This window comes from Collimonas silvisoli (assembly GCF_018305005.1).
Lineage (GTDB): Bacteria > Pseudomonadota > Gammaproteobacteria > Burkholderiales > Burkholderiaceae_D > Collimonas > Collimonas silvisoli.
The window spans coordinates 1-24,189 of the sequence record NZ_JAGQEG010000067.1; the positions used below are offsets into that span (position 1 = coordinate 1).

A 24,189-nucleotide genomic window follows, 5' to 3' on the forward strand; every position below is an offset into this window, starting at 1 on the left:
CGCCGATGCATTTTCACGTATCTGATACTGAAATTATATTAGACGACAGCCTTAGAGCTGTGGAGCGTGCAAAGGCAGCTGGCTGTGATGTTGCCCTGACGGTATGGCATGACGTGCCACATAATTTTCCGTTCGTTGACTACCTTGCTGAAGCAAAGGATTGTCGAACGGAGACTGTTACATTTATCAATCGCGTGGTAGGTGCGGAAAGGGATCGTAATCACGCCAGGACAAGTCTGGCTAACTAGACCTTGAGTGTCCGCTGTCTCGAGGTGTGAACGGCAGTTCAGGGTCGTTTCCGGACGAGACGTCTTCCAGCGAATGCTTGGTCAGGTCTGAATGAAATGAACGCCTCCCTCCTGATGCAAGCGAGCCGTGCCGAGTTACCCACCGCGCCGCCCGCTCTTGCACTGTAGAGGGTGCGGCGAGCGATGCCGTGGATAACCCTGCTGGCAAGGGGGAGTTGGATAAGGGAGGCGGATCCTCACGGGCCGACGGCATCGAAGTGCCAAAAGGGGAAGAATGAAATCTTCACAGGCAAACCGGAGGATCCGTCATGAATTCTACCAAAACCGTGGTTGGCGTGGATACCGCCCAACAGGTATTTCAGGTGCATTGGGTGGATACAGAGACAGGTGAAGTGTTCAGCAAGCAGCTCAAGCGAGCCAGGTTTCTGGAGTACTTTGCGAACCTGGCGCCGTGCCTGGTTGGCATGGAAGCCTGCGGCGGGTCGCAGCCCTGGGCGCGGCGCTTGCTGGAGATGGGGCACGAGGTCAAGTTGATGCCGGGCAAGGCCGTCAAGGCCTTCGTGAGCGGCAACAAAAATGACGTCGCCGATGCGCGCGCAATCTGGCTGGCAGTGCAACAGCCAGGCGTGCGAGCGGTAGCGGTCAAGACCGAAGCACAGCAGGCGGTGCTGGCATTACACCGGATGCGGCAGCAATTGGTGAAGTTTCGCACGATGCAAAGTAATGGCTTGCGTGGCTTGCTGACGGAATACGGTGAAGTCATGGCGGTTGGACGTGCGGCGCTAAATAGAGGCATGAAGGATGCGTTGGCGCGGCTGGCGGAACGCTTGCCAGCGGTGTTGATTGATACGTTGCGTGAGCAGTGGGACATGCTGGGCAAACTCGACGAACAGATCGCGCAGATTGAGAAACGACTGCTGGCATGGATGAAGCAAGACAGGGCCAGCAAAATGATTGCCCAGATTCCCGGTGTGGGCTTGCTGACGGCCACGGCCGCGGTGGCGACGATGGGCGACGCCAACACATTCAAGTCAGGGCGTGAGTTTGCCGCCTGGCTCGGGTTGGTGCCCGGACAGATCGGCACTAGCGGCAAGGTGAGATTACTGGGTATCAGCAAGCGTGGCGACACGTATTTACGAATGCTACTAATCCAAGGCGCGCGCAGCGTGCTGTGTCATGCGAAGGAATCGGGAGCATGGGTTGCACAAATACAGAAACGGCGACCTTCGAACGTAGTCGCGGTGGCGATGGCCAACAAAACGGCCAGAACGATATGGGCCATGTTGGCACATGACAGGCAGTACCAGAAGGATTACGTGAGCCTTAAACCAGCCTGATTGGTTTTTGATTACATAGAAGATTCAATTTTTACACGTCAAAAGGTTGCGTAGGTAATTGAATGTGATGACAAAACAGGTCGGACCGGGACTCGCTAAACCTGATATTAGCTCAGAGCTTAAAGCTCGTAGTCTGAATGAGGTGTGAGTCAGCGGATTTCATCGAGGCCCGCAGTGTATCAGGCTGCAACAAGGCCGGATATAGAACTGCAGCCCATCCTGTTCATCAGCACACAAGAGAGCCTTGCAAACGGGAGGCGTTCATATAGAGCTAGTACAGTTAATCCAAGCATCAAAATGGCTGGAAGCCCAATGCTTCCAGCCATCCATATAAATCGAAGCAGTCATCAGCACGCACCGGCGCTGCTTTGCATCAAAGATACTCCATCTCAATCGGCAAGCTCGACAGCGGTTTGACTTCTTCCAGGCAAATCATAGAGCGCACGCCGGCCACGCCCGGCACCTGCATCAATCTGTCGGTCAGGAAATGCGACAGGCTTTTCAAGTCGTGCGAGACCACTTTGAGCATATAGTCGAAGTCGCCTGAAATCGTGAAGCATTCGATGATCTCCGGAAAGGCTTTGATTACTTTCTCGACTTCGCGCACCTGCTTGAACTGATCGCGATCCAGCGACAACGCGACGAAAGCCACCACGCCCAAGCCGACTGCCGACGGCGCCACCAGCGCCGCATAACGGCGAATTACCCCCTGCTCTTCCAACGCCCTGACCCTGCGCAAGCATTGCGGCGCCGAAAGATGAATGCTTTCACCGAGCTCGACATTGCTGGTCCGGCCGTCTTCTTGCAGCAATTCGAGAATTTTTTTATCGATCTTATCCATGATGTTTTCCATTTCCATGCAATAAAGCTGCGTATTTCCCATCTAATCTACACAATAACGAACGCATATTTCTAGTATTTATATGTAAAATTTCCTGCATCGAAATCAACCAAGGCTACCTCAAGCACTATCGATCATGGTCAAATACATCGGAATTCACGAACTGCAAACCTTTCTCGCCAGCAATCCTGTCGAGCACGTCATCGAGTCCATCGCGGCTTATATCGAGGAGGATTACCTGCGCTGGTCGCATTTTGAAAAAACTGCGCGGCTGGCCAGCCATTCCGCGGTCGGCGTAATCGAGCTGATGCCGATTTCCGACGGCAATCTATATTCCTTCAAATACGTCAACGGCCATCCGCAAAACACCAACGATGGCTTGATGACCGTCACCGCTTTCGGCGTACTGGCCGACGTCAACACCGGTTATCCGCACCTGCTTAGCGAATTGACACTGACCACCGCGTTGCGCACCGCAGCGACTTCGCTGCTGGCAGCACGTCATATGGCGCGCAAAGACAGCCGCTCGATGGCGCTGATCGGCAACGGCGCGCAAAGCGAATTCCAGGCAATCGCCTTCCACCGCTTGCTCGGCATCAATGAATTGCGCGTATTCGATGTAGATCCGTCCGCCACGCAAAAGCTGTGCCACAATCTGGCCGCCTATGCTGATAGCGGCTTGCGGATTGTCCGCGCCAACAGCATTGCCAAAGCGGTGCGTGGCGCCGATATCGTCACAACCGTGACGGCCGACAAACGTAACGCGGTGATCCTGACGTCGGACATGATTGAACCCGGCATGCATTTGAACGCGGTGGGCGGGGATTGCCCGGGTAAAACGGAGTTGCACCAGGATGTCTTGAAGATGGCGCGCGTGATTGTCGAATTTGAGCCGCAATCGCGCATCGAGGGTGAGTTGCAGCAGATGCCGGCGGATTTCCCGGTGACGGAATTCTGGCAAGTCTTGTCCGGCGCCGCTAGTGGCCGCGACTCGGCCGAAGAAGTCACCGTGTTCGATTCTGTCGGTTTTGCGCTGGAAGATTTTTCCGCATTGCGGTATCTTGACCAACAATTGGGCGATGACTACGTACAAACGATCGATCTGATCCCGCAACTGGCCGATCCGAAAGATTTGTATGGCGCGGCAATCGCAGGGATTCCGGTGCAACCGAGCCGGTCGGCGATAGACGTGGTGCTCGCCTGACCAGGCAACAAGTATCAAGAAAAACGATTAAGCATGGGATTTTGATGAAGACAATCAGATTGATCGGCGCCCCGAGCGACATCGGCGCCAGCCGGCGCGGCGCCTCGATGGGACCGGAAGCCATGAGAGTGGCGAACCTGCAGCAGGCGCTGCAGCAGCACGGCTTGCAGGTCAACGATGCAGGCAACCTGAGCGGCCCGGCCAATCCGCAACTGCCGCCGGTCGACGGCTTTCGCCATCTGGCCGAGGTCAGCGCATGGAACCGCAGCATCCATGAGGCGGTGCTGAGTTCCCTGCGCGACAGCCAGCTGCCGGTCTTGCTGGGCGGCGACCATGCGCTGGCAATCGGCTCGATCGCCGCGGTGGCCCAGCATTGCCGGGAGACCGGCAAGAAACTGATCGTGCTGTGGCTGGATGCACATGGCGACGCCAATACCAGCGCCTCGACGCCGACCGGCAACATCCACGGCATGCCGGTAGCCTGCCTGTTGGGGCGCGGCCCGCAGCAACTGGTCAGCATCGGCGGCCAGGTGCCGGCACTGGAGCCGGAAGTGATACGGCAAATCGGCATACGCAGTGTCGACCGTGAAGAAAAGCAACATATGCACGAGCTGGGCTTGAAGGTGTTCGACATGCGCTACATCGACGAACACGGCATGCGCCTTACGATGGAGCAGGCGCTGGCGCAAATCGACGAACATACCCATCTGCACGTAAGCTTCGACATCGATTTTCTCGACCCATCGTTTGCGCCTGGCGTCGGCACGGCGGTACCCGGCGGCCCGACCTATCGCGAAACCCAGTTGTGCATGGAAATGATCGCCGATACCGGACGCCTGGCGTCGCTCGACATCATGGAATTGAATCCGGCATGCGATGTGCGCAACCAGACCGCTGAACTGGTGGTGGAACTGGTCGAAAGCCTGTTCGGCAAATCGACCCTGATCCGCGGCTGAATCGATTGGCAGGCTTATCCGACGACAAGCACGAAGCGCCCGATTTTTTTCGATTCATCAACTGCGTAATATAGTCACACCCGATAGTCACACGCGATATACACATCTAATTAAAACATTTAGCACATTTCATCAACCCGGGAGAAGCACCATGTCGTTCAAGAAATTTGCCTTGCTTGCCAGCAGCGTTCTGGCCTTTGCGTTGCCAGCCGTTGCGGCGCACGCCGCCGATCAAACCTATGTCGTCGGCGCCGGCGGCACCTACCGCCCGTTCGAATTCGAGACAGCGAAGAAGGAGCTGGTCGGCTTCGACATCGACATCATCAAGGCAGTCAGCAAGGCTTCCGGCTTCAACATCAAGCTGGTCAGCACGCCTTGGGAAGGCATCTTCGCCACCGTCAACCAGGGCGACCGCGACATCCTGATTTCCGGCATCACGATTACCGACAAGCGCAAGGAGATGGTCGATTTTTCCCTGCCGTATTTCCCTGCCGACCAAGTAATCATCGTCGGCGACGGGCCGAAGGTGAGCGGCTTGGCCGATTTGAAGAAACTGCAGGTCGGCGTGGTCAATTCCAGCACCGGCGACATCGTCGTCTCGGAAGAGATCGGCAAGAACAATGTGGCGATTCACCGCTTCGACAATACGCCGCTGATGCTGGAGGAACTGTATCGCGGCGGCGTCGATGCGGCGGTCGGCGATGTCGGCGTGATCAAGTTCTACATCAAGAGCCATCCGGAAAAGAAATTCAAGGTGGTCGGCGACAACAAGTTTACGCGCCAGTATTTCGGTATGGCGGTGCAAAAGGGTAACAAGGCGCTGCTCGACAAGATCAACGCCGGTCTGAAGAAAATCGTTGCCGACGGCTCTTACGCCAAGATCTACAAGGAGTGGTTTGACGATAATGTGCCAACGCTGCCGTTGCAATAATCCGCGCAAGATCTGATTTCTCTACACGGATTACATTATGCTTTCTTCATTCCACTGGCAAATCATTGACGAGTACCTGCCTTTGTTCCTCGAAGGTACCTGGATGACGCTGAAGGCTGCGGTCATTTGCGTGATCGCCGGCACCTTGCTGGGTCTGGTGCTGGGCGTCGGCCGTCTGGCCGAAGCGCGGCATGGGTTTTATAAATATTTCCTGCGTTACGCGGTGCAGCTGCCGGTGCGTTTCTATGTCAGCTTTTTTCGCGGCACGCCGCTGTTCGTGCAAATCCTGCTGATCCATTTCGCTTTGATGCCGTTATTGATCAATCCGAGCGGCGGCTGGATCGTCAGCGGCGACCTGGCGCGGGAGATCCGTTCGCAATACGGCGCTTTCCTGTCGGCGGTGCTGGCGATTTCGCTCAATTCCGGCGCCTACGTATCGGAAATTTTCCGGGCCGGCATCCAGTCGATCGATCGCGGCCAAAGCGAAGCGTCGCGTTCGTTGGGGATGAACTATCTGCAGACCTTGCGCAAGGTGGTGTTGCCGCAGGCGTTCCGGCGCATGCTGCCGCCGCTGGGCAACAACGCGATCGCCATCGTCAAGGATTCGTCGCTGGCCTCGGCCATCGGCCTGGCTGAACTGGCTTACGCCGCACGCACGGTCTCCGGCGCCTATGCGCGCTATTGGGAGCCGTATTTGACGATTTCGCTGATTTATTGGGGCATCACCTTGCTTCTGTCGGCGTTCGTCGAGCATCTTGAGAAAAGATATGGCAAGGGTGACGCACGGTGATACACGTTAAACAACTGCAAAAAAATTACGGCAACGCGCACATCCTGCGCGGCATCGATTGCGATATCGCAGAAAGCGAAGTGGTGTGCGTGATCGGTCCGTCGGGGTCGGGCAAGAGCACTTTCCTGCGTTGCCTGAACGGTCTGGAAGAAGCGTCCGGCGGTGAAATCCTGGTCGACGGCGTCAAGGTCAACGATCCCGCCATCGACCTGAATGCGATGCGGGCCGGCGTCGGCATGGTATTCCAGCGCTTCAACCTGTTTCCGCACATGTCGGTGCTGGAAAATCTGATCATGGCGCCGATGCAGGTCAAGAAGATGTCACGCAAGGATGCGACGCTGGTGGCGGAAAAGCTGCTGCTGAAGGTTGGCCTGCTGGAAAAGATCGATGCGTTTCCGAACCAGCTGTCCGGCGGCCAGCAACAGCGTGTGGCGATTGCGCGGGCGCTGGCGATGGAACCCAAGGTCATGCTGTTCGACGAACCGACCTCGGCGCTCGATCCGGAACTGGTGGGCGAAGTATTGACGGTGATGAAGGCGCTGGCTGGAGAGGGAATGACGATGGTGGTGGTCACGCACGAGATGGGTTTCGCGCGCGATGTGTCCGACCGCGTATTCTTCATCGATCAGGGCGTCATCATGGAACAAGGGCCGCCGCAGCAGGTATTGGGCGAGCCGCGCAATGAACGCACGCGCGACTTTCTGCGCAAGGTGCTCCTGTAGTTCCTGTAGATGGATGTTCGCCGTCGCTGCGCATGCGGACAGCAGCGACGGCATTTTTCGCTTATTTTCACTGATGCCCAACCCACGATTCAATCCCCGGTTCAATACTCAATCATGACAGCACAACTCTCCAAAAAAGGCGAAGCCTGGTCGGCTCGTTTTTCCGAACCGGTCTCCGATCTGGTCAAACGCTACACCGCCTCGGTCTTTTTCGACAAACGCCTGGCCGCAGTCGACATCCAAGGCTCGCTGGCCCATGCCGAGATGCTGGCATATCAAAAAATCATCAGCGCTGAAGATTACGCGGCGATCCAGCAAGGCATGAGCCAGATCCAAAGCGAAATCGCCGGCGGCAAGTTCGAATGGCTGCTGGATCTGGAAGATGTCCACCTGAACATCGAAAAACGCCTGACCGAACTGGTCGGCGACGCCGGAAAACGGCTGCATACCGGCCGCTCGCGCAACGATCAGGTCGCAACAGACATCCGCCTCTATCTGCGCGGCGCCATCGACGACATCAGCGGCTTGCTGCGCGAACTGCGCCTGGCGCTGCTGGATCTGGCGGAGCAACACGCCGACACCATCCTGCCCGGCTTCACCCACATGCAAGTCGCGCAGCCGATCACTTTCGGCCATCACGTCTTGGCGTATGTGGAGATGTTCGGCCGCGACGCCGAACGCATGCAGGATTGCCGCAAGCGCATCAACCGCCTGCCGCTGGGCGCCGCCGCCCTGGCCGGCACCACCTTCCCGATTGACCGCCAGCGCGTGGCGACCACCCTCGGCTTCGACGACGTCTGCCGCAACTCGCTGGATGCGGTTTCGGACCGCGACTTCGCGATTGAATTCTGCGCCGCCGCCGCGCTGGTGATGACCCACATCTCGCGCATGTCGGAAGAACTGGTGATCTGGATGAGCCCACGGATCGGCTTCATCGACATCGCCGACCGTTTCTGCACCGGCTCCTCGATCATGCCGCAAAAGAAAAACCCCGACGTGCCGGAACTGGCGCGCGGCAAGACCGGCCGCGTCAACGGCCATCTGATCGCCCTGCTGACCCTGATGAAAGGCCAGCCGCTGGCCTACAACAAGGACAACCAGGAAGACAAGGAACCCTTGTTCGACACCGTCGATACCTTGACCGATACGCTGCGCATCTTCGCCGACATGGCGCGCGGCATCACGGTCAAGCCGGAAGCGATGCGCGCCGCCGCCCTGCAAGGCTACGCCACCGCGACCGATCTGGCCGATTACCTGGTCAAGAAAGGTCTGCCCTTCCGCGACGCCCACGAAGCCGTGGCGCACGCCGTGCGCAGCTGCGTCGACCAGGCTTGCGACCTCAGCGATTTGTCGCTGGACCAGCTGCGCGCATTCTCGCCCTTGATCGACGACGATATTTTCCTGGTGCTGACGCTCGAAGGTTCGGTGGCGGCCCGCGATCATATCGGCGGCACCGCACCGCGCCAGGTGCGCCTGGCGATCCAGCATTTGCGGCAGCAACTGGCCTGATTCAAACCTCAAGACGGTGGGAAGCGCAATGCTTTCCACCATGCAGAATCGGCATAAGGTCGGCAGCGCAAAGCCAGAACGCCGGGTATAATTGCCAAAAACCGCGCAATACCTCTCCATAATCGACCAACAGTCGCAACATCCCCGCGTAAAACATCCGCTTTACCTGGCCTGTGAGTAGTGGGCGCGCCAGGAATTTCAGACCGAAAATCCCTTATACTTTGTTCACTTTTGGTGCGCCCACCCAGCGTGCACCAAAATAAAAACGCTAGCTGATTTCTTACTTCATAATGCCTTTGGCCGCAGTCGCGTCAATACGTCGCTGCATATCTGATGATGTAGGAAATCGCTCAAAAAACGGTCTCTTGGAGGATATAGAAATGGGAATCAAAGCAGTCTTTAAAACACTTCCTTTACTAATGCTTGCCGCCGGTCTGGGCAGCGCCGCGCACGCCGCCGACGTCAAGCTCGGTCTGGCTGCCGCATTAACCGGGCCTGCGGCAAAATACGGCGTCGCCATCAAGAACGGCTTTTCGCTGGCGGCCGATGAAGTCAACGCTGCCGGCGGCGTCAACGGCAACAAGCTGCAACTGATCATCGAAGACGAACAAGGCAAGAAAGAAGAAGCCATCAACGTCTTCAAGAAACTGATCTTCAAGGACAAGGCTCTGCTGGTATTCGGCCCTACCCTGTCCAACTCGGCGTTTGCCGCCGACCCGATCGCCAATGCCGCCAAAGTGGTGGCTTTCGGCACCAGCAACACCGCCGACGGCATCACTGCCATGGGCCCGTTCACCTTCCGCAACTCCGTAATGGAAGCCGACGTCCTGCCGGTTACCACACGCGCTGCGGTCAAGCATTTCGGCCTCAAGAAAGTCGCCATCATCTACGGTAACGACGACGCTTTCACCAAGAGCGGCTACGACGTGTTCAAGGCGACCCTGGCGAACCAGAAAATCCCGGTCACCACCACCGAAGCGTATGCCAAGGGCGACGTCGACTTCAAGGCGCAGCTAACCAAGATCAAGGCCAGCAATCCGGATGCGATCGTCTGCTCCTGCCTGACCGAAGAAGCGGCCAACATCATCCTGCAAACCCGCGCGCTGGGCATGAAACAACCGTTCATCGGCGGCAACGGCCTGAACTCGCCGAAGCTGTTTGATATCGCCAAAGGCGCCGGCGACGACACCATCATGGGTAGCCCATGGTCGTCGGAAAACCTGACACCGGCCAACAAGGCCTTCATAGCAGCGTATAAAGCCAAGTTCGGCAGCGATCCGGATCAATTCGCCGCGCAAGCCTACGACGCCCTGCACGTGGTGGCCGCCGCTTTGAAGAACGTCAAGCTGAGCGGTGCGCTCGACAAGGACCGGATTGCCTTGCAACAGGCCCTGCCTGCGGTAACGATTGAAGGCGCAACTGGCAAGTTTGCGTTCCGCAAAGCGCCGCCGGTGACCGGCAAGGAAGTTGGTTACGATGCGCAGCAGGACGCGATTGTGAATATTGCCAAGGGTGGCAAGTTTGTGTTGCTGAAGTAATCCAGTTAATAGGGGACAGAGTTTATGAGTCGCCGTAGCGCGACGAGTTACTCTGACCCCACTTAACTATTTTTGCGGCTGATTTAAAGAAGAAAAAACCTCCATGCTTGAACAACAACTCATCAACGCCCTCTCCTTGGGCAGCGTGTATGCGCTGTTTGCCCTGGGCTTCACGCTGGTCTTCGGCGTGCTGGGCGTGATCAATTTATCGCACGGCGCCATCTTCATGCTGGGCAGCTACGCCGCGTTGCTGCTGGTTGAACACCTGGCGCTGCCGCTCTGGCTGGCGATGCTGGCCGCCATGCTGGTGTCGGGCCTGATCGGCTTGCTGGTCGATTACCTGGTGCTGAAGCCGCTGCGCGCGCGCAACGCGCCGCATCTGGCGCCGATGATCGCCACCATCGGCGTCGCCACCATCCTCACCAGCCTGGCGCAAGGTTTGTTCGGCGCTGAAAACAAGCGCTTCCCGGTCGGCACGATTCCGGAAGACAGCTACAACTGGGGCCATCTGCACGTCACTGCGGTGCAAATCGGCATTGTCCTGATTTCCTTCATCCTGATGCTGGTGCTGCTGGCGGTGATGCGCCGCACCCAGCTCGGGCGCGCCTTGCGCGCCATCGCCGAATCGCCGAAAGCGGCTTACCTGCTCGGCATCAATGTCGAAGGCTTGTTCTACCTGACCTCGTTCGCCGCTGCCGCCCTGGGCGGCGCTGCCGGCGTGCTGGTCGGCCTGTCGTTCAACGCGATTACGCCGTTCATGGGGCAACCGATGCTGCACAAAGGCATCGCCGTCATCATCCTGGGCGGCATGGGCGACATCCGCGGCGCCATGATCGCCGGCCTGTTCCTCGGCTTTGCCGAAGTGCTGACGGTGGCCTATATTTCCAGCGATTTCCGCGACGCGGTGGGCTTCGGTTTGCTGTTCCTGATTTTATTGGTCAAGCCTTCCGGCATGTTCGGCAAAGTGCTGGAAAGGAAGGCTTGAGATGATTGAATTGATTACAAGCATGGGCTTCATGGATTGGTGGGATAGTTTCTGGTCGACCTATAACACCGTGATTTTCAGCCTCGGCGTCAACGCCATGCTGGCGCTGTCGATTTATATCACCCTGTCGTGCGGCTTGCTGTCGCTGGCCAATGCGGCGTTCATGGGCATCGGCGCTTATACCGCAGCGCTGATCAGCATGCAGACCGGCCTGCCGTTCCCGGCCGCGCTGGCGATCGGCGGCGCGCTGCCGGCGCTGGTGGCGCTGATCATCGGCATTCCGACCTTGCGTCTGTCCGGCGTCTATCTGGCGATGGCAACCCTGGGTTTCGGCGAGGTGGTGCGGGTCATTGTGCTGAACATGGATATCACCGGCGGCCCGCTCGGCTTGAACGGCATTCCCTTGAAAACCGAATGGTGGCACATCGTGCTGCTGCTGGCGCTTACGCTGTACATCCTGGCGCGCATCCGCCGCTCGAAAATCGGCCGCGCCTTCGAAGCCATCAAGGAAGATGAAGTGGCGGCGCGCCTGATGGGCATCAATGTGGCGGGCTACAAACTGCTGGCTTTCGTCATCGGCGCCGCCATCGCCGGCGTGGCCGGCGGCCTCAATGCGCACTACACCTTCACCATCGGCCCCGGCAACTACGCTTTCGAAAACGCCGTCGAGATCCTGACCATGGCGGTGTTCGGCGGCTCCAGCACCCTGATCGGCCCGACCCTGGGCGGCATGATACTGACGCTGCTGCCGGAAGCGCTGCGCGATTTCAACAGTTATCGTTCGGTGGTCAACGGTCTGATCCTGGTATTGGTGATCCTGTATCTGCCGAAGGGCATCTGGGATCCGCGCCGGATCCGGACATGGGTTCGAGCACACTCCCAGCGCAAGCCGCAGGCTGGAGGAAATAATTAATGTTGCAACTCAAGAACATCAGCAAGAACTTCGGCGGCCTGCAGGTTCTGCAAGACGTCAATTTCAACGTCCCGCAAGGCGGCATCTTCGGTTTGATCGGCCCTAACGGCGCCGGCAAGACCACCGTCTTCAACCTGATCACCGGCCTGCTGCGCGCATCCGGCGGCGGCATCGAATTCGACGGCCAGGATATCGGCAAGGTGGCGCCGCACAAGATTACCGAACGCGGCATCGCCCGCACCTTCCAGAACATCCGCGTGTTCAAGGAAATGACCTTGCTGGAAAACGTCGTGGTCGGCATGCATGACCATATGCACTACGGCTTTGGCAGCTTGCTGTTCAATCTCGGCGGTTTCCGCAAGATCGAAGCCCAGGCCCGCGAACGCGCACTGGAATTGCTGTCATGGGTGCGCCTGGACCATAAGGCGCAGATGCTGGCCGATAGCCTGTCCTACGGCGAGCAGCGCAAGCTGGAATTCGCCCGGGCGCTGGCAACCAAACCCAAGCTGTTGCTGCTCGACGAGCCGGTGGCCGGCATGAACCCGGCCGAAAAAACCGAGCTGATGACAGAAATCCTGAATATCAAGCAACGCGGTTTCAGCATCTTCATGATCGAACACGATATGCGTTTCGTGATGGGTCTGTGCGACCGCATCGCGGTGCTCAACTTCGGCCGCATCATCGCCGAAGGCAGCCCCGACCAGATCAAGAATAACCAGGAAGTGATTGAAGCCTATCTGGGTAAGGAAGACGCAGAATGAATAGCGAAGTCAACATGAACCGGACACCGATTCTGCAAGTGCAGGACCTGGCGGTTTCATACGGCCATATCGAAGCGGTCAAAGGCATAGACCTGGCGCTCAATGAAGGTCAGATCACAGCGCTGGTGGGCGCCAACGGCGCCGGCAAAAGCACCGCCCTGCTGGCCATCTCCGGCTTGCTCAAGCCAACTCGCGGGCAGGTGCTGTTCGAGCGCCAGGACCTGACCAAGCTGTCGCCGCACAAGATCGTCCAGAGCGGCGTCGTGCAAGTTGCCGAAGGCCGCGCCACGCTGACCACCTTGAGCATCGCCGAAAACCTGGCGCTGGGCGCCTACACCCGCAAGGACAAAACGCAGATCGCCAAGGATCTGGACTGGGTCTATTCCCTGTTCCCGGTGCTGCAACGGCGCAAGGACGGTTTGGCCGGCAACCTGTCCGGCGGCGAACAGCAGATGCTGGCCATCGGCCGCGCCCTGATGGCCAAGCCGCGCGTGCTGCTGCTGGACGAACCGTCGATGGGGCTAGCGCCGCTGCTGGTGCAAGAGATTTTCCGCATCGTCCAGGAAATCAACCGCACCGGCCTGACGATTCTGCTGGTGGAACAAAACGTCCGCCAGGCGTTGCGGATCGCCCAGCGCGGCTATGTGCTGGAAACCGGCAAGATTGTGCTGGCCGATAGCGGCAGCAATCTGCTGAATAATCCTAAGGTGCTGGAAGCGTATCTGGGTGGTTGAGATGCTCTGCATTAAAACCATGTAGCGCTCAAATTCAAGGCCAATATGCATATTGGCCTTATTCAATTCCGGCATACCTGTGCATAGGTGAAGCGAGTATCTTCCCTGCAAGTTCGGCCATGCCGATAAAAATCATAGCTAGTCTTGCAGAAAGAAATAAACCATGTTGGGCATTGCTCTACTGTTCATCGGCGCAGTGCTGGTCGTCAATGGCGTCGGCCTGACCGGCCGGATCGAGGCGCGTGAAAACGCTGTCTTCAATTTTCTGGTTGGCACGCTTGCACTGTTCATCAGCTTGCTAGGTTTGGTCCGCAGCACTGACAATGCCGGCTACCTCAGCGTGGCGGCGGGCTTGCTGTTTGCTTTCACTTATCTGTATCTGGCGGTGGTGCAATGGAAAGGCATGAACGGCAAAGGACTTGGCTGGTATTGCCTGTTCGTCGCCATCAATACCTTGCCGATGGCATGGCTGGCGATCAGCCAGGATATGCGTTCGACCATGATGTGGCTGACCTGGGGCGCACTTTGGTTCTTGTTTTTTCTGGCGCTGGCGCTTCAAAAAACCATTCGCTCATTGGGTGTCATTACCGCGATAATCGGAATTGTCTCTTGCTGGATTCCGGGTTTTCTGATGCTGGCCGGCCGCTGGTAAAAGCCGCAATCACTGCAGGCTGCCCCAGCGCTCCACCGCCGGCTCCGCCACCGCCCATTTCCACACATCGTCGCTGCGGCAAGCGCTGGCGGTATACCAGGCGCGATTCGACTGCGCGCCCTCCCCCGTATCGACCGACAATATCACTTCCTTGCACAGCGCCAGCGGAGTATCGATCAGGCGCGTGACGCGCACTTCTCCATGTTCGTTGCCGTAGCCGATCTGATGGACGATTGCCCAGCGCCGCGACTGCCCCACATCGAGCTGGCCGACGATGGCGGCGATTTCATCCTGCTCGGCTTTCTGCCAGTTGCGGAATATATATTTGGTGGTGGCGTCGGTAGCGGCTTGCACCCCTATGCCGATGGCGTAGCCGACTGCGGGATTGGAGGTAACGGCGCCGCTGGCGACGCCGGCCGCCGCACCGGCAAACCCGCCGATGCTGTTACAGCCGCTTAACGCTACCGCCGCCATCAGCAGGCAGACGCCGCCAATCGCGCTGCGCTGGAATCCATCTCGCCGCATCACTGCAGCGCTCCCCAGCGCTCGGTGGCGGGTTCGGCAGAGGCCCACTTCCAGGCGGCACCCGACTGGCATATGGTTGCCACGTAAAATTCACTGGTAGGCTTGCTGGCTTGATCGACCAGGCCGTCGATGGAAAACACGATTTCCTTGCAGCTCATGCCCTGGCTGCTGATGACCCGGCTGACGGTGACCCGGCCGCGTTCATTATCTTCAATCGGCAGCGAGTGCTTGATCTGCCAGTTGGCGACCGCGCCGACAGCGAGGCTGCCGGCCGCTTTGGCGATGACATCCTGCTCCTCGCCGTGCACCTTGCGCTGTTCATATTGCACCCCCGCACGCGCTGCAGCTTGCACTCCAAGGCCGATGCCGGTTGCCACCGCGGCGTTATTAGTGACCTTGCCCGCCAGCGCAGTACCGGCAACCCCGGCCGCGGCGGAACTGCCCTCGGTCACCACCGAACTGCAAGCGCTCAATCCCAACACGCCGCACCACACCAGCACACCGCTTATCTGCTTTAACTGCATTACCGAATCCAATATATGAGGCGCCGATCAAAAAGACATCGACAGACATCAGCCAAAGATCGGCCAAACCCGCTGCCAGCATTTTAGAGGAGGAAACTTCGATTCAGTTCGATGGATAAAGTGGCGAATTGCAAATTCTTGTTAAATCGGCGCTGCATGGAAAGTGCGCTGAAAAATCAGCATCAGTATTACATCGGACTACCGCCCATGCCACCCATGCCTTTACCGCGCCCCTTGCCAGCAGGCTTGTCCTTGTTTTCCGCCGGACTGCGCTCGCAAGAGGCTTGATCGACGCGTTGCAGCCGATCCGCCAGGAACAGCCGCAACGCCTGCCGCTGCCGATCATCCAGCGCATCGTTCATGGTCAGCCAGAGCTCGCGCAGCTGGCGGCCGTCCTGAAGCGCCAGTCCCGATTCCGTATCGAGCGCCGCCGCCAACTGCCGCAAATCGATGACTGGATCGTTCAAGCCTTTTGTCATGCCGGCTTGCAGATCGCGCTGGCGCTTTTCACGGTCGGCGAGAATAGTGCGAGTCTTGGTTTCCAGCTGACGCCACAAGGTTTGCTGATTCGGGTTCAGATGCAATTCGTCCTTCACCCCGTTCGCTGCCGGCAGCACATCCTCGCTACGAAAATCCATCACCGGCGCCGCCTGCAGCGACGACGCCAGGCCCAGGCTGAATAAGGCGGCGAGTGAACCCAGCTTTAAAGCGGACAACAACTGCTCAGGGCGCATAACAATCTCCAGTAAACAAAGCGGCTATTTAACCGGAATTGCGGTCCCCGCGAAGCAGGTGAATCATTTGGTAACAGCCGCCCGCGCACCGATACACAATGTTGCCGCCCGCAATTTGCGGATTTCGCACGCATTCTTCCCCGCGTTGCTCTATTCATTGCATTATTATTAGCAACTCACATTGCTATCGCGCGCTCCGGACTCCCATGATAAAAATCTCTGGCCTTACCTTCGACTACCCCGGTCACCGCGCCTTGCATCAGGTCAGCCTGCACGTCGAGGCCGGCAGCGTGACTGCGCTGGTCGGCTCCAACGGCGCCGGCAAAACCACCTTGATGCGTTGCATCGCCGGCCTCGAAACGCCGCTCTCCGGTTCGATCAGCGTGGCCGGTCTGGATGTGCTGGAACAGCCGCGTGAAGTGCACCGGATCATGGGCTACCTGTCCGATTTTTATGGCTTGTATCAGGAATTGACGGTGGCCCGATGTTTTGAATACGCCGCCGCAGCGCAAGGCTTGCCGGCGCCGGCCATGCCGCAAGCGATACAAACCACCGCCCGCCAACTGGGGCTGACAGAACGCCTGCAGCAGACTTGCGACAAGCTCTCGCGCGGTTTGCGCCAGCGGGTAGCGATCGGCCAGGCCATCATTCACGCACCGAAACTCCTGCTGCTGGACGAACCGGCCTCCGGCCTCGATCCGGAAGCGCGCGCCAGCCTGGCCGGTCTGTTCCGCCAGTTGCAGGCGCAAGGCATGACGCTGCTGGTGTCGTCGCATATCCTGGCAGAACTGGATGAGTATTCAAGCCACATGCTGGCTCTGCGCGACGGCAAAGTGCTGGAATATCGCGCACTGGATCACGGCAGCACGGCACTCGCTCCGCGCAAGTCGTTGCGGATCACCCTGGCGCAAGCCAATCCCGGCTTGCAGGCGCAACTGGCGGCCGAACCGGCATTGCAGATCAGCGCCAGCGATGAGCGCAGCGCCGATGTCGTCTTCAGCGGCGACGAACATGCCCAGGCCGCATTGCTGGCGCGCCTGATCGGCGGCGGCCTGGCGATCAGCAGTTTCACCGATCAAAAGGAAAACCTGCAGCAATCCTATCTGCGCTCGGTCGCCAGCTATGAAAATGGCCAAAGCGGGCAAAACGGACAACACACCCCATCCAACGGCAGGAGCGCATCGTGATCAATCCTGAATTCAAACGCAACCTGTGGCTGCAATTCTCCCTGCATCGCCTGATCGCCATGCCCGCCATATTGGGATTGATTTTTTTCACGCTCAGCATCGCCAACAATAATTTCCCCGGCGCTGTGGCGCAGGACAGCGTGGCCGTGATCCTGTTCATCGGCATTGTCGGCCTGTGGGGCACCCGTAACGCCGGCAACGCCGTGATCGAAGAAATCCGCGACAAGACCTGGGATCAGCAACGCATGAGCGCGCTCAATCCCTGGACCATGACCTGGGGCAAGCTGTTCGGCGCCACGGCCTTCAACTGGTATGGCGGCGTTTTGTGTTTGCTGGCGTTCGTGATTGCCGCGCTGGCGCGCGAGCGCAGCATGATCTTGGCCGACGGCTTGACGTTAGCGGCGCTGGGCATCCTGATGCATGCGGCGACGATGGCCCTGAACCTGCATCTGATGCGTAGCGACATGCGCGCCGTGCAGCGCGGCGGCGTCACCTGGGTGGTGCTGCTGATCGTCTTCGTGTTTTCATCGCCCTTCCGTTCCGAAATCGATAGTTCCATCGTCTGGTGGGGTCACATGTTCTACTACCGGTCGTTTCTGGCGGCCAGCACGGTTTTCTTCGCCGCCATCGCCGTTTTTGCTGCTTGGCGCAGCATGAGCAGCGCCTTGCAAATCGCTACCGTCCCCTGGGCCTGGCCGCTGGCTTGCTGCCTGTTGGCAGCTTACGTCGCCGGCTTTAGCGACGGCGCCGGGTTGCTATGGATAGCCCTGTTGCTGGCAGTCGCCATGACTTATGCGGCCCTATTCTCGGAAAAGAACGATATCGCGCTCTGGCAACGCATCGCGGCCCGAGTAAAAGCCGGGAACTGGCGCGGCATGTTCTGGAATTTGCCGATCTGGACGACCACGCTGATACTGGGGTTTTGCTTCGCGTTACTGCTGCAACTCAACGCCGGCCAAGCCTTGCCATTCGAATTGCCATTCAGATTATCAGCGGCAGCCGTCGGAATTTCTTTCCTGGCCCCAACGCTGGCTCTGATGCTGTTGCGCGATAGCTGTGTCTATCTGTTCTTCGCCTTTTCCGGCACAAGCAAGCGGGTCGGCGCCACCACCATCCTGTACCTGGCAATCATCAACGGCTTGCTGCCGTTTCTGTGCAATGCGATGGGGTTGAAGGCGCTCTCGCTATTTTTCATGCCGCTGCATGTCGGCAGCGGCTGGGCCATGCTGGGCATAGCAGCGCTGCACGCCGCGCTGGCTTTGGCGCTGCTGGGCTGGCGCTGGCGCCGGCAGGCTCTCAAAGACGACCTGCCGCGCCAGTTCAACTAAGCAGTGTGCGCCGCTGCCCGCAAGCCCTCGATGATCTTATCGAGCTTGATCGCATCGGCGGCAAACCCGCGTATCCCTTCCGCCAGTTTTTCGGTCGCCATGGCGTCGTCATTAAGGGCGTAGCGGAAGCCTGCTTCGTCGTAACGTACCTCCTGCAAATCGGCGCTGGCTGCTGCCTCCTTGTCCAGCGCACGCGGCAAGGCGGCGTCGCCGGCTTGCAGCTGCGCCAGCAATTCCGGACTGATGGTGAGCAGATCGCAGCCGGCCAACGCGGCGATCTGGCCGACGTTGCGGAAGCTGGCGCCCATCACCTCGGTTTCAATTCCAACACGTTTGTAGTAACTGTAAATCTGCGCTACCGATTTCACGCCAGGATCGTTCGACAGCGTATTGGCGGCTTCATCCCAGGCGTTGCCGGCGGATTTCTTGTACCAATCGTAGATGCGGCCGACGAACGGCGAGATCAGGCGCACCTTGGCCGCGCCGCAGGCTATCGCCTGGCAGAATGAAAACAGCAAGGTCAGATTGCAACGGATGCCTTCGCGCTCCAGGATGGCCGCAGCCTGGATCCCTTCCCAGGTCGAGGCGATCTTGATCAGCACCCGTTCACGGCCGATGCCGGCGGCCTCATACAACGCCATGATGCGGCGCGCCCGCGCCACCGTGGCGGCGGTATCGAAGCTGAGCCTGGCGTCGACTTCGGTCGAGACCCGGCCCGGCACCACCTGCAGAATCTCCAGGCCGAAACGCACCAGCACCTGATCGACGATCTGATCCAGCGCACTATCGGCATGGGCGGCGACGGTCTCGGCCAGCAGCGGCGCATAGTCGGCTTGCTGTACCGCTTTCAAGATCAGCGATGGATTGGTGGTGGCGTCGCGCGGCTTGAATTGCGCCAGTTGCTTGAAATTTCCTGTGTCGGCTACCACCGTCGTATATTGCTTGAGCTGGTCCAGCTGATTCATGTCTATGCCTTTGTGTAGAAAATGCAATGAGAATTCAATAAACGTTCAATCGTGCAGGGCTTGCGCCGCCGTGAACAATCCACGGAATTTCCGATAGCGCGTCTGCAGCATCTCCTGTTGTGCTACAGCGGGAACGAAACGTTCCTTTACCGGCATGCCGACTGCCAGCAAATCGCGGCCGCGTCCATGCGCCAGGAACCCCAGTTTGGCGGCGCCGATGCAGGCGCTGAGTTCGCTGCCTGACAAGGTGCAGATTTCCCGGCCGAGTATATTCGCCAGCAGTTGCGCCCAGTAATTGCTGCGGGCGCCGCCGCCGACCAGCAAGCAAGTCCCTACCTCTGCGCCTGCCGATTGCACCGCGGACATCGCATCGAGCAGGCCGAAACCGACTCCTTCCAGCACCGCATAACCGAGCATTGCCGGCGTCGTGTCGTAAGCAAGATTCATGAAGCCGCCGCGCAGCAGCGGATCGTTATGCGGCGTGCGTTCGCCGGCCAGATAGGGCAGGAACAAGGGCGTCGCGCCAGGCGCCGTCTGGGTCAGCGGCAATTCTTCTTGCACCAGTTGCAACAGGGCTTGTTCATCGACCTGGCCCAGCAAATGGGTAACCCAGCGCAGGCAGCTGGCGCCGGCCAGCATCGCACCCATGGTGTACCAGCGCTGCGGCAGCGCGTGGCAAAAGCTGTGCACCACGCTGGCCGGCATGCCGGCCACGCGGTCGGTAATGGCGACCATGGCGGCGCTGGTGCCCAAGGTGACGAAGGCCTGGCCGGCCTCAATCGCGCCGATGCCAACTGCCGATACCGGATTATCGCCGCCACCGCCGGCCACCACCACCGGCTGCTGCATGCCCAGCAGCGACGCTGCGGATGCACTCAGGCCGGCCGATGCCGCCGAGCCTTCCACCAAGCGCGGCATCTGCTTCAGTGTCAGCCCGCAGGCGTGCAGCATGGGTTCGAACCAGCCGCGCTGGCGCACATCCAGCCATAGCGTGCCGGCGGCGTCGGAGACATCGCTGATACGCTCGCCGGTCAGCCGCAAACGCAGGTAATCCTTGGGCGACAAGACGCAGGAAATCCGGCTGAATATGTGCGGCTCATGCTCACGCAGCCACAACAGCTTGGGCGCAGTCAGGCCGGCCATCGGCAAGCTGCCGGTGACGTCGGCAAATGCAGGATATTGGCGGCCCAGCGCATGCGCCTGCGCCATGGCGCGCGAGTCGTCCCAGAGTATCGCCGGGCGCAGCAGCTGGTCGCCATCATCCAGCAGCACCGCCCCATGCATCTGTCCAGACAAGCCTATGCAACGGACCCTGGCATACGCCTCCGGCTGCTGCTGCCGCAACTGGTGCAGGGCCGCCAAGCAAGCCTGCCACCAGTCTTCCGGATTTTGCTCGGACCAGCCGGCTTGCGGCCGCGAGATGCTCAGGCGGACGCCGGCATGCGCCGGCACCGCGCCGCTTTCATCCAGCAATACCGCTTTCAGTTCCGAGGTGCCGAGATCTATCCCGAGTGAAATGGGACTACCCATAGATATCCGTTTCTAGTAAGAAGTATCAAAGACAGCCGCAGGAATTACGGATGCGCAGCGTCGGCGCCAGCCGCACGGTCTGCTTTTTGCCGTCCGGCGTTTCAATCCGTTTCATCAGCAGCTTGACTGCGCGCATGCCCAACTCCTTGACCGGTTGCGCCATCACGGTCAGGCGCGGGATAAAGAAATCGGCCCAGTCGAAATCGTCGAAACCGACCAGCGCGATCTGTTCCGGCACATCGACCTTGGCGTCGCGCAAGGCATGCATGGCGCCGATGGTCATCAGGTTATTAGCCGCCATGATGGCGGTCGGCGGCGCTGCCAGCGTCAACAGCTTGCGGGTTGCCAGCCTTGCCGGTTCGCTGCTGGATTCGCCGCTGACCAGCAGTTCCGGATCAAACGGCAGACCGGCGGCGTCCAATGCGGCGCGATAACCTTCGATCCGCTCATCGGTGGTGGGCAGGCCGGCGCTGCCGGAAATCAGGGCGATGCGTTTGTGTCCGTGCTGGATCAGATGACTGACCAGCTCCTGTGACGATTTTTTGTTTTCCACGCCGACCTGGTCGAAGCCTTGCGTCACCAGCCGATCGACCAGCACCGCCGGAATCTCGTTGGCGCGCAGATACTCCAGCGCCAGGTGGTGCGGATCGGCGGACGGCGCCAGCAAAATGCCGTCTACCCGCCGATGGTGCAGCGCCTTGACCGCGCGCAGTTCCTGCTCGGGATCGTCGCGGGTATCGACATACAGCATCATGATGCCGTGCTTGGCGCATTCGGTTTCGATGGCGTGCACGGTTTCGCTGAAATAGTGATTGGAGAGCGCGGAAATCGCCACGCCGATGGTGTTCGATGTCGAACGCGCCAGCGAGCGCGCCAGGGTGTTAGGTATGTAGCCGAGTTCCTGGATGGCCGCCTCCACCGCACGCACGGTGGCCGGCCGCACCTTGCGCGTGCCGTTCAAGACATGCGAGACCGTCGAAGTCGATACCTTCGCGATTCTTGCGACATCGTCCATGGTTGCCAATTGTATTCACTCCCCTTTTTCTTGCTGCCTATGGGCGGCTGCAAATACCCCGCATTGACCGGCGCATTCGCAGGAACGCTTGCAGGAAATGTGCAGGAATATTCGCAGCCGCCGTGTCAATCCTAACGCTTGCTGGACCAGCCTTTATACGTAGCGATATTATCGCGGGTAATCAGCATCGGCTCCAGTAGCATGACCGGCTTGGCCGGACGTTTGCCGTTGAGTATGTCATAGCCGACGGCAACCGCATCCTGCGCCTGCGCCCATGGGTCCTGGCTGGCCGAAGCCTGGATCGAGTTTGGCGTCTTCAATGCAGCTTCGATATCCGGCGCGCCGTCGACCGAAGTGATGATGATGCCGCTGCGTTTCAACTGCTTGGCGGCGAGATCGCTGCCGATCGCTTGCGGATCGTTGATGGTGAACAGGCCGTCGATTTTCGGAAAGCGCGTCAAATAGCCTTGCATGGCGTTCAAGCCGCCTTCGCGCGAACCCTTGCCATCCTGATCGTCGGACAGCACCTTGATGCCGGGCGCGGCGGCAAACACGGTCTTGCAGCCTTTGACCCTGTCGGTCACGGCGCTCACTTGCGGCCCGTTCTGGATGATCACATTGCCCTTGCCGCCCAGTTTGTCGACCAGGTATTTGCAAGCCAGGCGTCCGGCCAGCTCGTTATCGGTCTGCACCGTGGCGTCGACGCCTTTCGCGCCGACATCCACCGCCACCACCACAATCCCGGCTTTCTGCGCTTTCTTGATAGCCGGTTCGATGGCGACCGGATCGGTAGCATTCAGCAAGATCAGATCGACCCCGGCTGAAATGAAATTATCGATCTGCGTAAACTGCTTGCTCAGATCATAGTCGGCCGACACTGCGGTTACCTTGACGCCGGGATTGATTTGCTGCGCCTTGGCCTTGGCGCCGTTGGCCAGCGTCACGAAATAAGGATTGCCGAGCGAACCGACGGTGATGCCGACCGCTTTCAATTCACGCGCCTGGGCCGCAGTTGACAGCGTCAGAGCCAAGGTGAGCGGAAGCAATGCTGCGAGAGCGATTTTTTTCATGATGTACCTATCTCCTGTTACTGGTCATATAAAAATCCCGGTACAACGACCAGCTTGTCGCACCGATGGTCTATCAACTTCAAAATCCTCGTCACCGTCATCGTCATTCATGCGCAAGCGGGAATCCATGTTGACCTTAAAATGGATCCCCGCGTTCGCGGGAATGACAACAAAAGCAAAGATGCTTTATGTACGCGCACCCGATTGCCGGTAACGGTCGAGCGCCACCGCGCCGATGATCACGATGCCCTTGATGATGTATTGCCAGATATCGGAAACCCCCAGCAGCACCAGGCCGTTGGTCAGCACCGCGATGATCAGCGCACCGATCAGGGTGCCGGCGATGGAGCCGACGCCGCCGGTAAAACTGGTGCCGCCCAGGATTACCGCGGCGATCGCATCCAGTTCATAAGACTGCCCCAGTTGCAGGCCGTTGGCAGCGGACAGGCGCGACGCCGTCATCACCGCACCCAGGCCGGCCAGCAAGCCGGACACTGCATACACGAACAGCAGCACCTTCCACACCTTGATCCCCGACAACCGTGCCGCCTCGTGATTGCCGCCGACCGCATAGATCTGCACGCCGATCACGGTACGGCGCAGGATGAACCAGGAAACCGCCACCACCAGCAAGGCGATAATGACCAGCCAAGGTACGCCCAGCACCGAATCGTTGCCGATGAATGCGAACGGCAATTCCGGATTGAACACCGTCTTGTCATCCGCCAGCAAACGCGCCAGGCCGCGCATCGCAGTCAAGGCGCCGAGCGTGACGATGAACGGCGGCAGGCGCATGAAAGCGATCAGGATGCCGTTGGTCAAGCCCAGCAACAGGCCGAAACCGATGCCGGCGGCAATCCCCAGCATGCCGAACTGCGGCGACAGCGAAGCCAGCATGGCCACCACTGCCGACGCCGCCAGAATCGCGCCGACCGACAGATCGATGCCGGCGGTCAGGATCACGAAGGTCATGCCGGCGGCCAGGACGATATTTACTGAAGCCTGCTGCGTGATGATCGACAGGTTCTGCACCGTGAAGAAGTTTTCACTCATCAGGGCAAAACCCAGGATCAGCAACAGCAGCACCGGCAGCATGCCGACCGTGCGCAGCAGATTGCGCATTTGTTCGCGTTTGCCGATTGCGACGGCGGTGACGCCGCTACTGCTTTGGCTGCTTAATTCCATGATTT

At 59.2% G+C, this 24,189-nt stretch carries 24 protein-coding genes and 1 pseudogene; 16 read left to right on the forward strand and 9 right to left on the reverse strand.

Translation table 11 applies throughout. The features are described from left to right. Together KHU33_RS17530 and KHU33_RS17535 are read left to right on the forward strand one after the other, a co-directional pair. Positions 1–248: pseudogene (locus tag KHU33_RS17530) on the forward strand (alpha/beta hydrolase); the annotation flags it as partial. 308 nt (positions 249–556) lie between these two features. Beyond that, positions 557–1,585 (forward strand): IS110 family RNA-guided transposase, encoded by a 1,029-nt coding sequence (locus tag KHU33_RS17535; protein WP_211465244.1) that lies wholly within the window; start codon positions 557–559, stop codon positions 1,583–1,585. A 373-nt stretch (positions 1,586–1,958) separates the two neighbouring features. Here the strand turns inward: KHU33_RS17535 and KHU33_RS17540 are convergent, their stop codons facing one another. After that, positions 1,959–2,426, reverse strand: coding sequence for an Lrp/AsnC family transcriptional regulator (locus tag KHU33_RS17540; protein WP_211465246.1), 468 nt, complete (start codon positions 2,424–2,426; stop codon positions 1,959–1,961). Between the two features lie 136 nt (positions 2,427–2,562). Here KHU33_RS17540 and KHU33_RS17545 point away from each other — a divergent pair, with 136 nt between their 5' ends. The 12 genes from KHU33_RS17545 to KHU33_RS17600 all read left to right on the forward strand — a co-directional run bounded on the left by KHU33_RS17545 (position 2,563) and on the right by KHU33_RS17600 (position 14,121). Continuing rightward, a complete protein-coding gene (locus tag KHU33_RS17545) occupies positions 2,563–3,630 on the forward strand; it encodes an ornithine cyclodeaminase (protein WP_211465248.1) in 1,068 nt (355 codons plus the stop codon). Positions 3,631–3,674: 44 nt separating this feature from the next. Further along, positions 3,675–4,586, forward strand: coding sequence for an arginase (gene rocF / locus KHU33_RS17550; RefSeq protein WP_211465250.1), 912 nt, complete (start codon positions 3,675–3,677; stop codon positions 4,584–4,586). Positions 4,587–4,737: 151 nt separating this feature from the next. Further along, complete coding sequence (locus KHU33_RS17555) at positions 4,738–5,517, forward strand: basic amino acid ABC transporter substrate-binding protein (protein WP_211465252.1); 780 nt, start codon at positions 4,738–4,740, stop codon at positions 5,515–5,517. A gap of 37 nt (positions 5,518–5,554) precedes the next feature. Next, positions 5,555–6,307: an amino acid ABC transporter permease gene (locus KHU33_RS17560; RefSeq protein ID WP_211465254.1), complete on the forward strand. Its 753-nt coding sequence runs from the start codon at positions 5,555–5,557 to the stop codon at positions 6,305–6,307. Next, complete coding sequence (locus KHU33_RS17565) at positions 6,304–7,029, forward strand: amino acid ABC transporter ATP-binding protein (RefSeq protein WP_211465255.1); 726 nt, start codon at positions 6,304–6,306, stop codon at positions 7,027–7,029. Before KHU33_RS17560 ends, KHU33_RS17565 begins: the two co-directional genes overlap by 4 nt. 114 nt (positions 7,030–7,143) lie before the next feature. Then, positions 7,144–8,538: an argininosuccinate lyase gene (gene argH, locus KHU33_RS17570; protein ID WP_211465257.1), complete on the forward strand. Its 1,395-nt coding sequence runs from the start codon at positions 7,144–7,146 to the stop codon at positions 8,536–8,538. Between the two features lie 380 nt (positions 8,539–8,918). Beyond that, positions 8,919–10,076: an ABC transporter substrate-binding protein gene (locus tag KHU33_RS17575; protein ID WP_211465258.1), complete on the forward strand. Its 1,158-nt coding sequence runs from the start codon at positions 8,919–8,921 to the stop codon at positions 10,074–10,076. 103 nt (positions 10,077–10,179) lie between these two features. Beyond that, complete coding sequence (locus KHU33_RS17580; protein WP_211465259.1) at positions 10,180–11,061, forward strand: branched-chain amino acid ABC transporter permease; 882 nt, start codon at positions 10,180–10,182, stop codon at positions 11,059–11,061. Between the two features lie 31 nt (positions 11,062–11,092). After that, positions 11,093–11,974 (forward strand): branched-chain amino acid ABC transporter permease, encoded by an 882-nt coding sequence (locus tag KHU33_RS17585; RefSeq protein WP_230414354.1) that lies wholly within the window; start codon positions 11,093–11,095, stop codon positions 11,972–11,974. After that, complete coding sequence (locus KHU33_RS17590; RefSeq protein WP_211465260.1) at positions 11,974–12,735, forward strand: ABC transporter ATP-binding protein; 762 nt, start codon at positions 11,974–11,976, stop codon at positions 12,733–12,735. The genes KHU33_RS17585 and KHU33_RS17590 overlap by 1 nt, the downstream gene beginning before the upstream one ends. After that, positions 12,732–13,469, forward strand: coding sequence for an ABC transporter ATP-binding protein (locus KHU33_RS17595; RefSeq protein ID WP_230414349.1), 738 nt, complete (start codon positions 12,732–12,734; stop codon positions 13,467–13,469). The genes KHU33_RS17590 and KHU33_RS17595 overlap by 4 nt, the downstream gene beginning before the upstream one ends. A gap of 163 nt (positions 13,470–13,632) precedes the next feature. Further along, a complete protein-coding gene (locus tag KHU33_RS17600) occupies positions 13,633–14,121 on the forward strand; it encodes an AmiS/UreI family transporter (protein WP_211465261.1) in 489 nt (162 codons plus the stop codon). A 9-nt stretch (positions 14,122–14,130) separates the two neighbouring features. On the opposite strand, the gene KHU33_RS17605 is transcribed toward KHU33_RS17600, so the two are convergent. From KHU33_RS17605 to KHU33_RS17615, 3 genes are all read right to left on the reverse strand, one after another. Next, the gene (locus KHU33_RS17605) at positions 14,131–14,646 is read right to left on the reverse strand and encodes a hypothetical protein (RefSeq protein ID WP_211465293.1); all 516 of its coding nucleotides are present in this window, start codon (positions 14,644–14,646) and stop codon (positions 14,131–14,133) included. Then, positions 14,646–15,170, reverse strand: coding sequence for a hypothetical protein (locus KHU33_RS17610; protein WP_211465262.1), 525 nt, complete (start codon positions 15,168–15,170; stop codon positions 14,646–14,648). The genes KHU33_RS17605 and KHU33_RS17610 overlap by 1 nt, the downstream gene beginning before the upstream one ends. A gap of 188 nt (positions 15,171–15,358) precedes the next feature. Then, complete coding sequence (locus KHU33_RS17615; RefSeq protein ID WP_211465263.1) at positions 15,359–15,904, reverse strand: hypothetical protein; 546 nt, start codon at positions 15,902–15,904, stop codon at positions 15,359–15,361. A 206-nt stretch (positions 15,905–16,110) separates the two neighbouring features. Here KHU33_RS17615 and KHU33_RS17620 point away from each other — a divergent pair, with 206 nt between their 5' ends. Together KHU33_RS17620 and KHU33_RS17625 are read left to right on the forward strand one after the other, a co-directional pair. Further along, positions 16,111–17,091 (forward strand): ABC transporter ATP-binding protein, encoded by a 981-nt coding sequence (locus KHU33_RS17620; RefSeq protein ID WP_211465265.1) that lies wholly within the window; start codon positions 16,111–16,113, stop codon positions 17,089–17,091. After that, positions 17,088–18,419 carry a hypothetical protein gene (locus tag KHU33_RS17625; RefSeq protein WP_211465266.1) on the forward strand — a complete coding sequence of 444 codons (1,332 nt, stop codon included), beginning with the start codon at positions 17,088–17,090 and terminating at the stop codon, positions 18,417–18,419. Before KHU33_RS17620 ends, KHU33_RS17625 begins: the two co-directional genes overlap by 4 nt. Here KHU33_RS17625 and tal read toward each other — a convergent pair. The 5 genes from tal to KHU33_RS17650 all read right to left on the reverse strand — a co-directional run bounded on the left by tal (position 18,416) and on the right by KHU33_RS17650 (position 24,184). After that, positions 18,416–19,384: a transaldolase gene (gene tal, locus KHU33_RS17630; protein ID WP_211465268.1), complete on the reverse strand. Its 969-nt coding sequence runs from the start codon at positions 19,382–19,384 to the stop codon at positions 18,416–18,418. The two genes, KHU33_RS17625 and tal, sit on opposite strands and share 4 nt — an antisense overlap. 45 nt (positions 19,385–19,429) lie before the next feature. Next, positions 19,430–20,902 carry a xylulokinase gene (gene xylB, locus KHU33_RS17635; protein ID WP_211465295.1) on the reverse strand — a complete coding sequence of 491 codons (1,473 nt, stop codon included), beginning with the start codon at positions 20,900–20,902 and terminating at the stop codon, positions 19,430–19,432. A gap of 37 nt (positions 20,903–20,939) precedes the next feature. Then, on the reverse strand, positions 20,940–21,929 hold the full coding sequence (locus KHU33_RS17640; RefSeq protein ID WP_230414351.1) for a LacI family DNA-binding transcriptional regulator: 990 nt from the start codon (positions 21,927–21,929) through the stop codon (positions 20,940–20,942). A 131-nt stretch (positions 21,930–22,060) separates the two neighbouring features. Beyond that, entirely contained in the window at positions 22,061–22,999 is a 939-nt protein-coding gene (locus KHU33_RS17645; RefSeq protein ID WP_211465272.1) for an ABC transporter substrate-binding protein, read from the reverse strand. 186 nt (positions 23,000–23,185) lie between these two features. Continuing rightward, positions 23,186–24,184 carry an ABC transporter permease subunit gene (locus KHU33_RS17650; RefSeq protein WP_230414352.1) on the reverse strand — a complete coding sequence of 333 codons (999 nt, stop codon included), beginning with the start codon at positions 24,182–24,184 and terminating at the stop codon, positions 23,186–23,188. Positions 24,185–24,189: the final 5 nt, after the last annotated feature.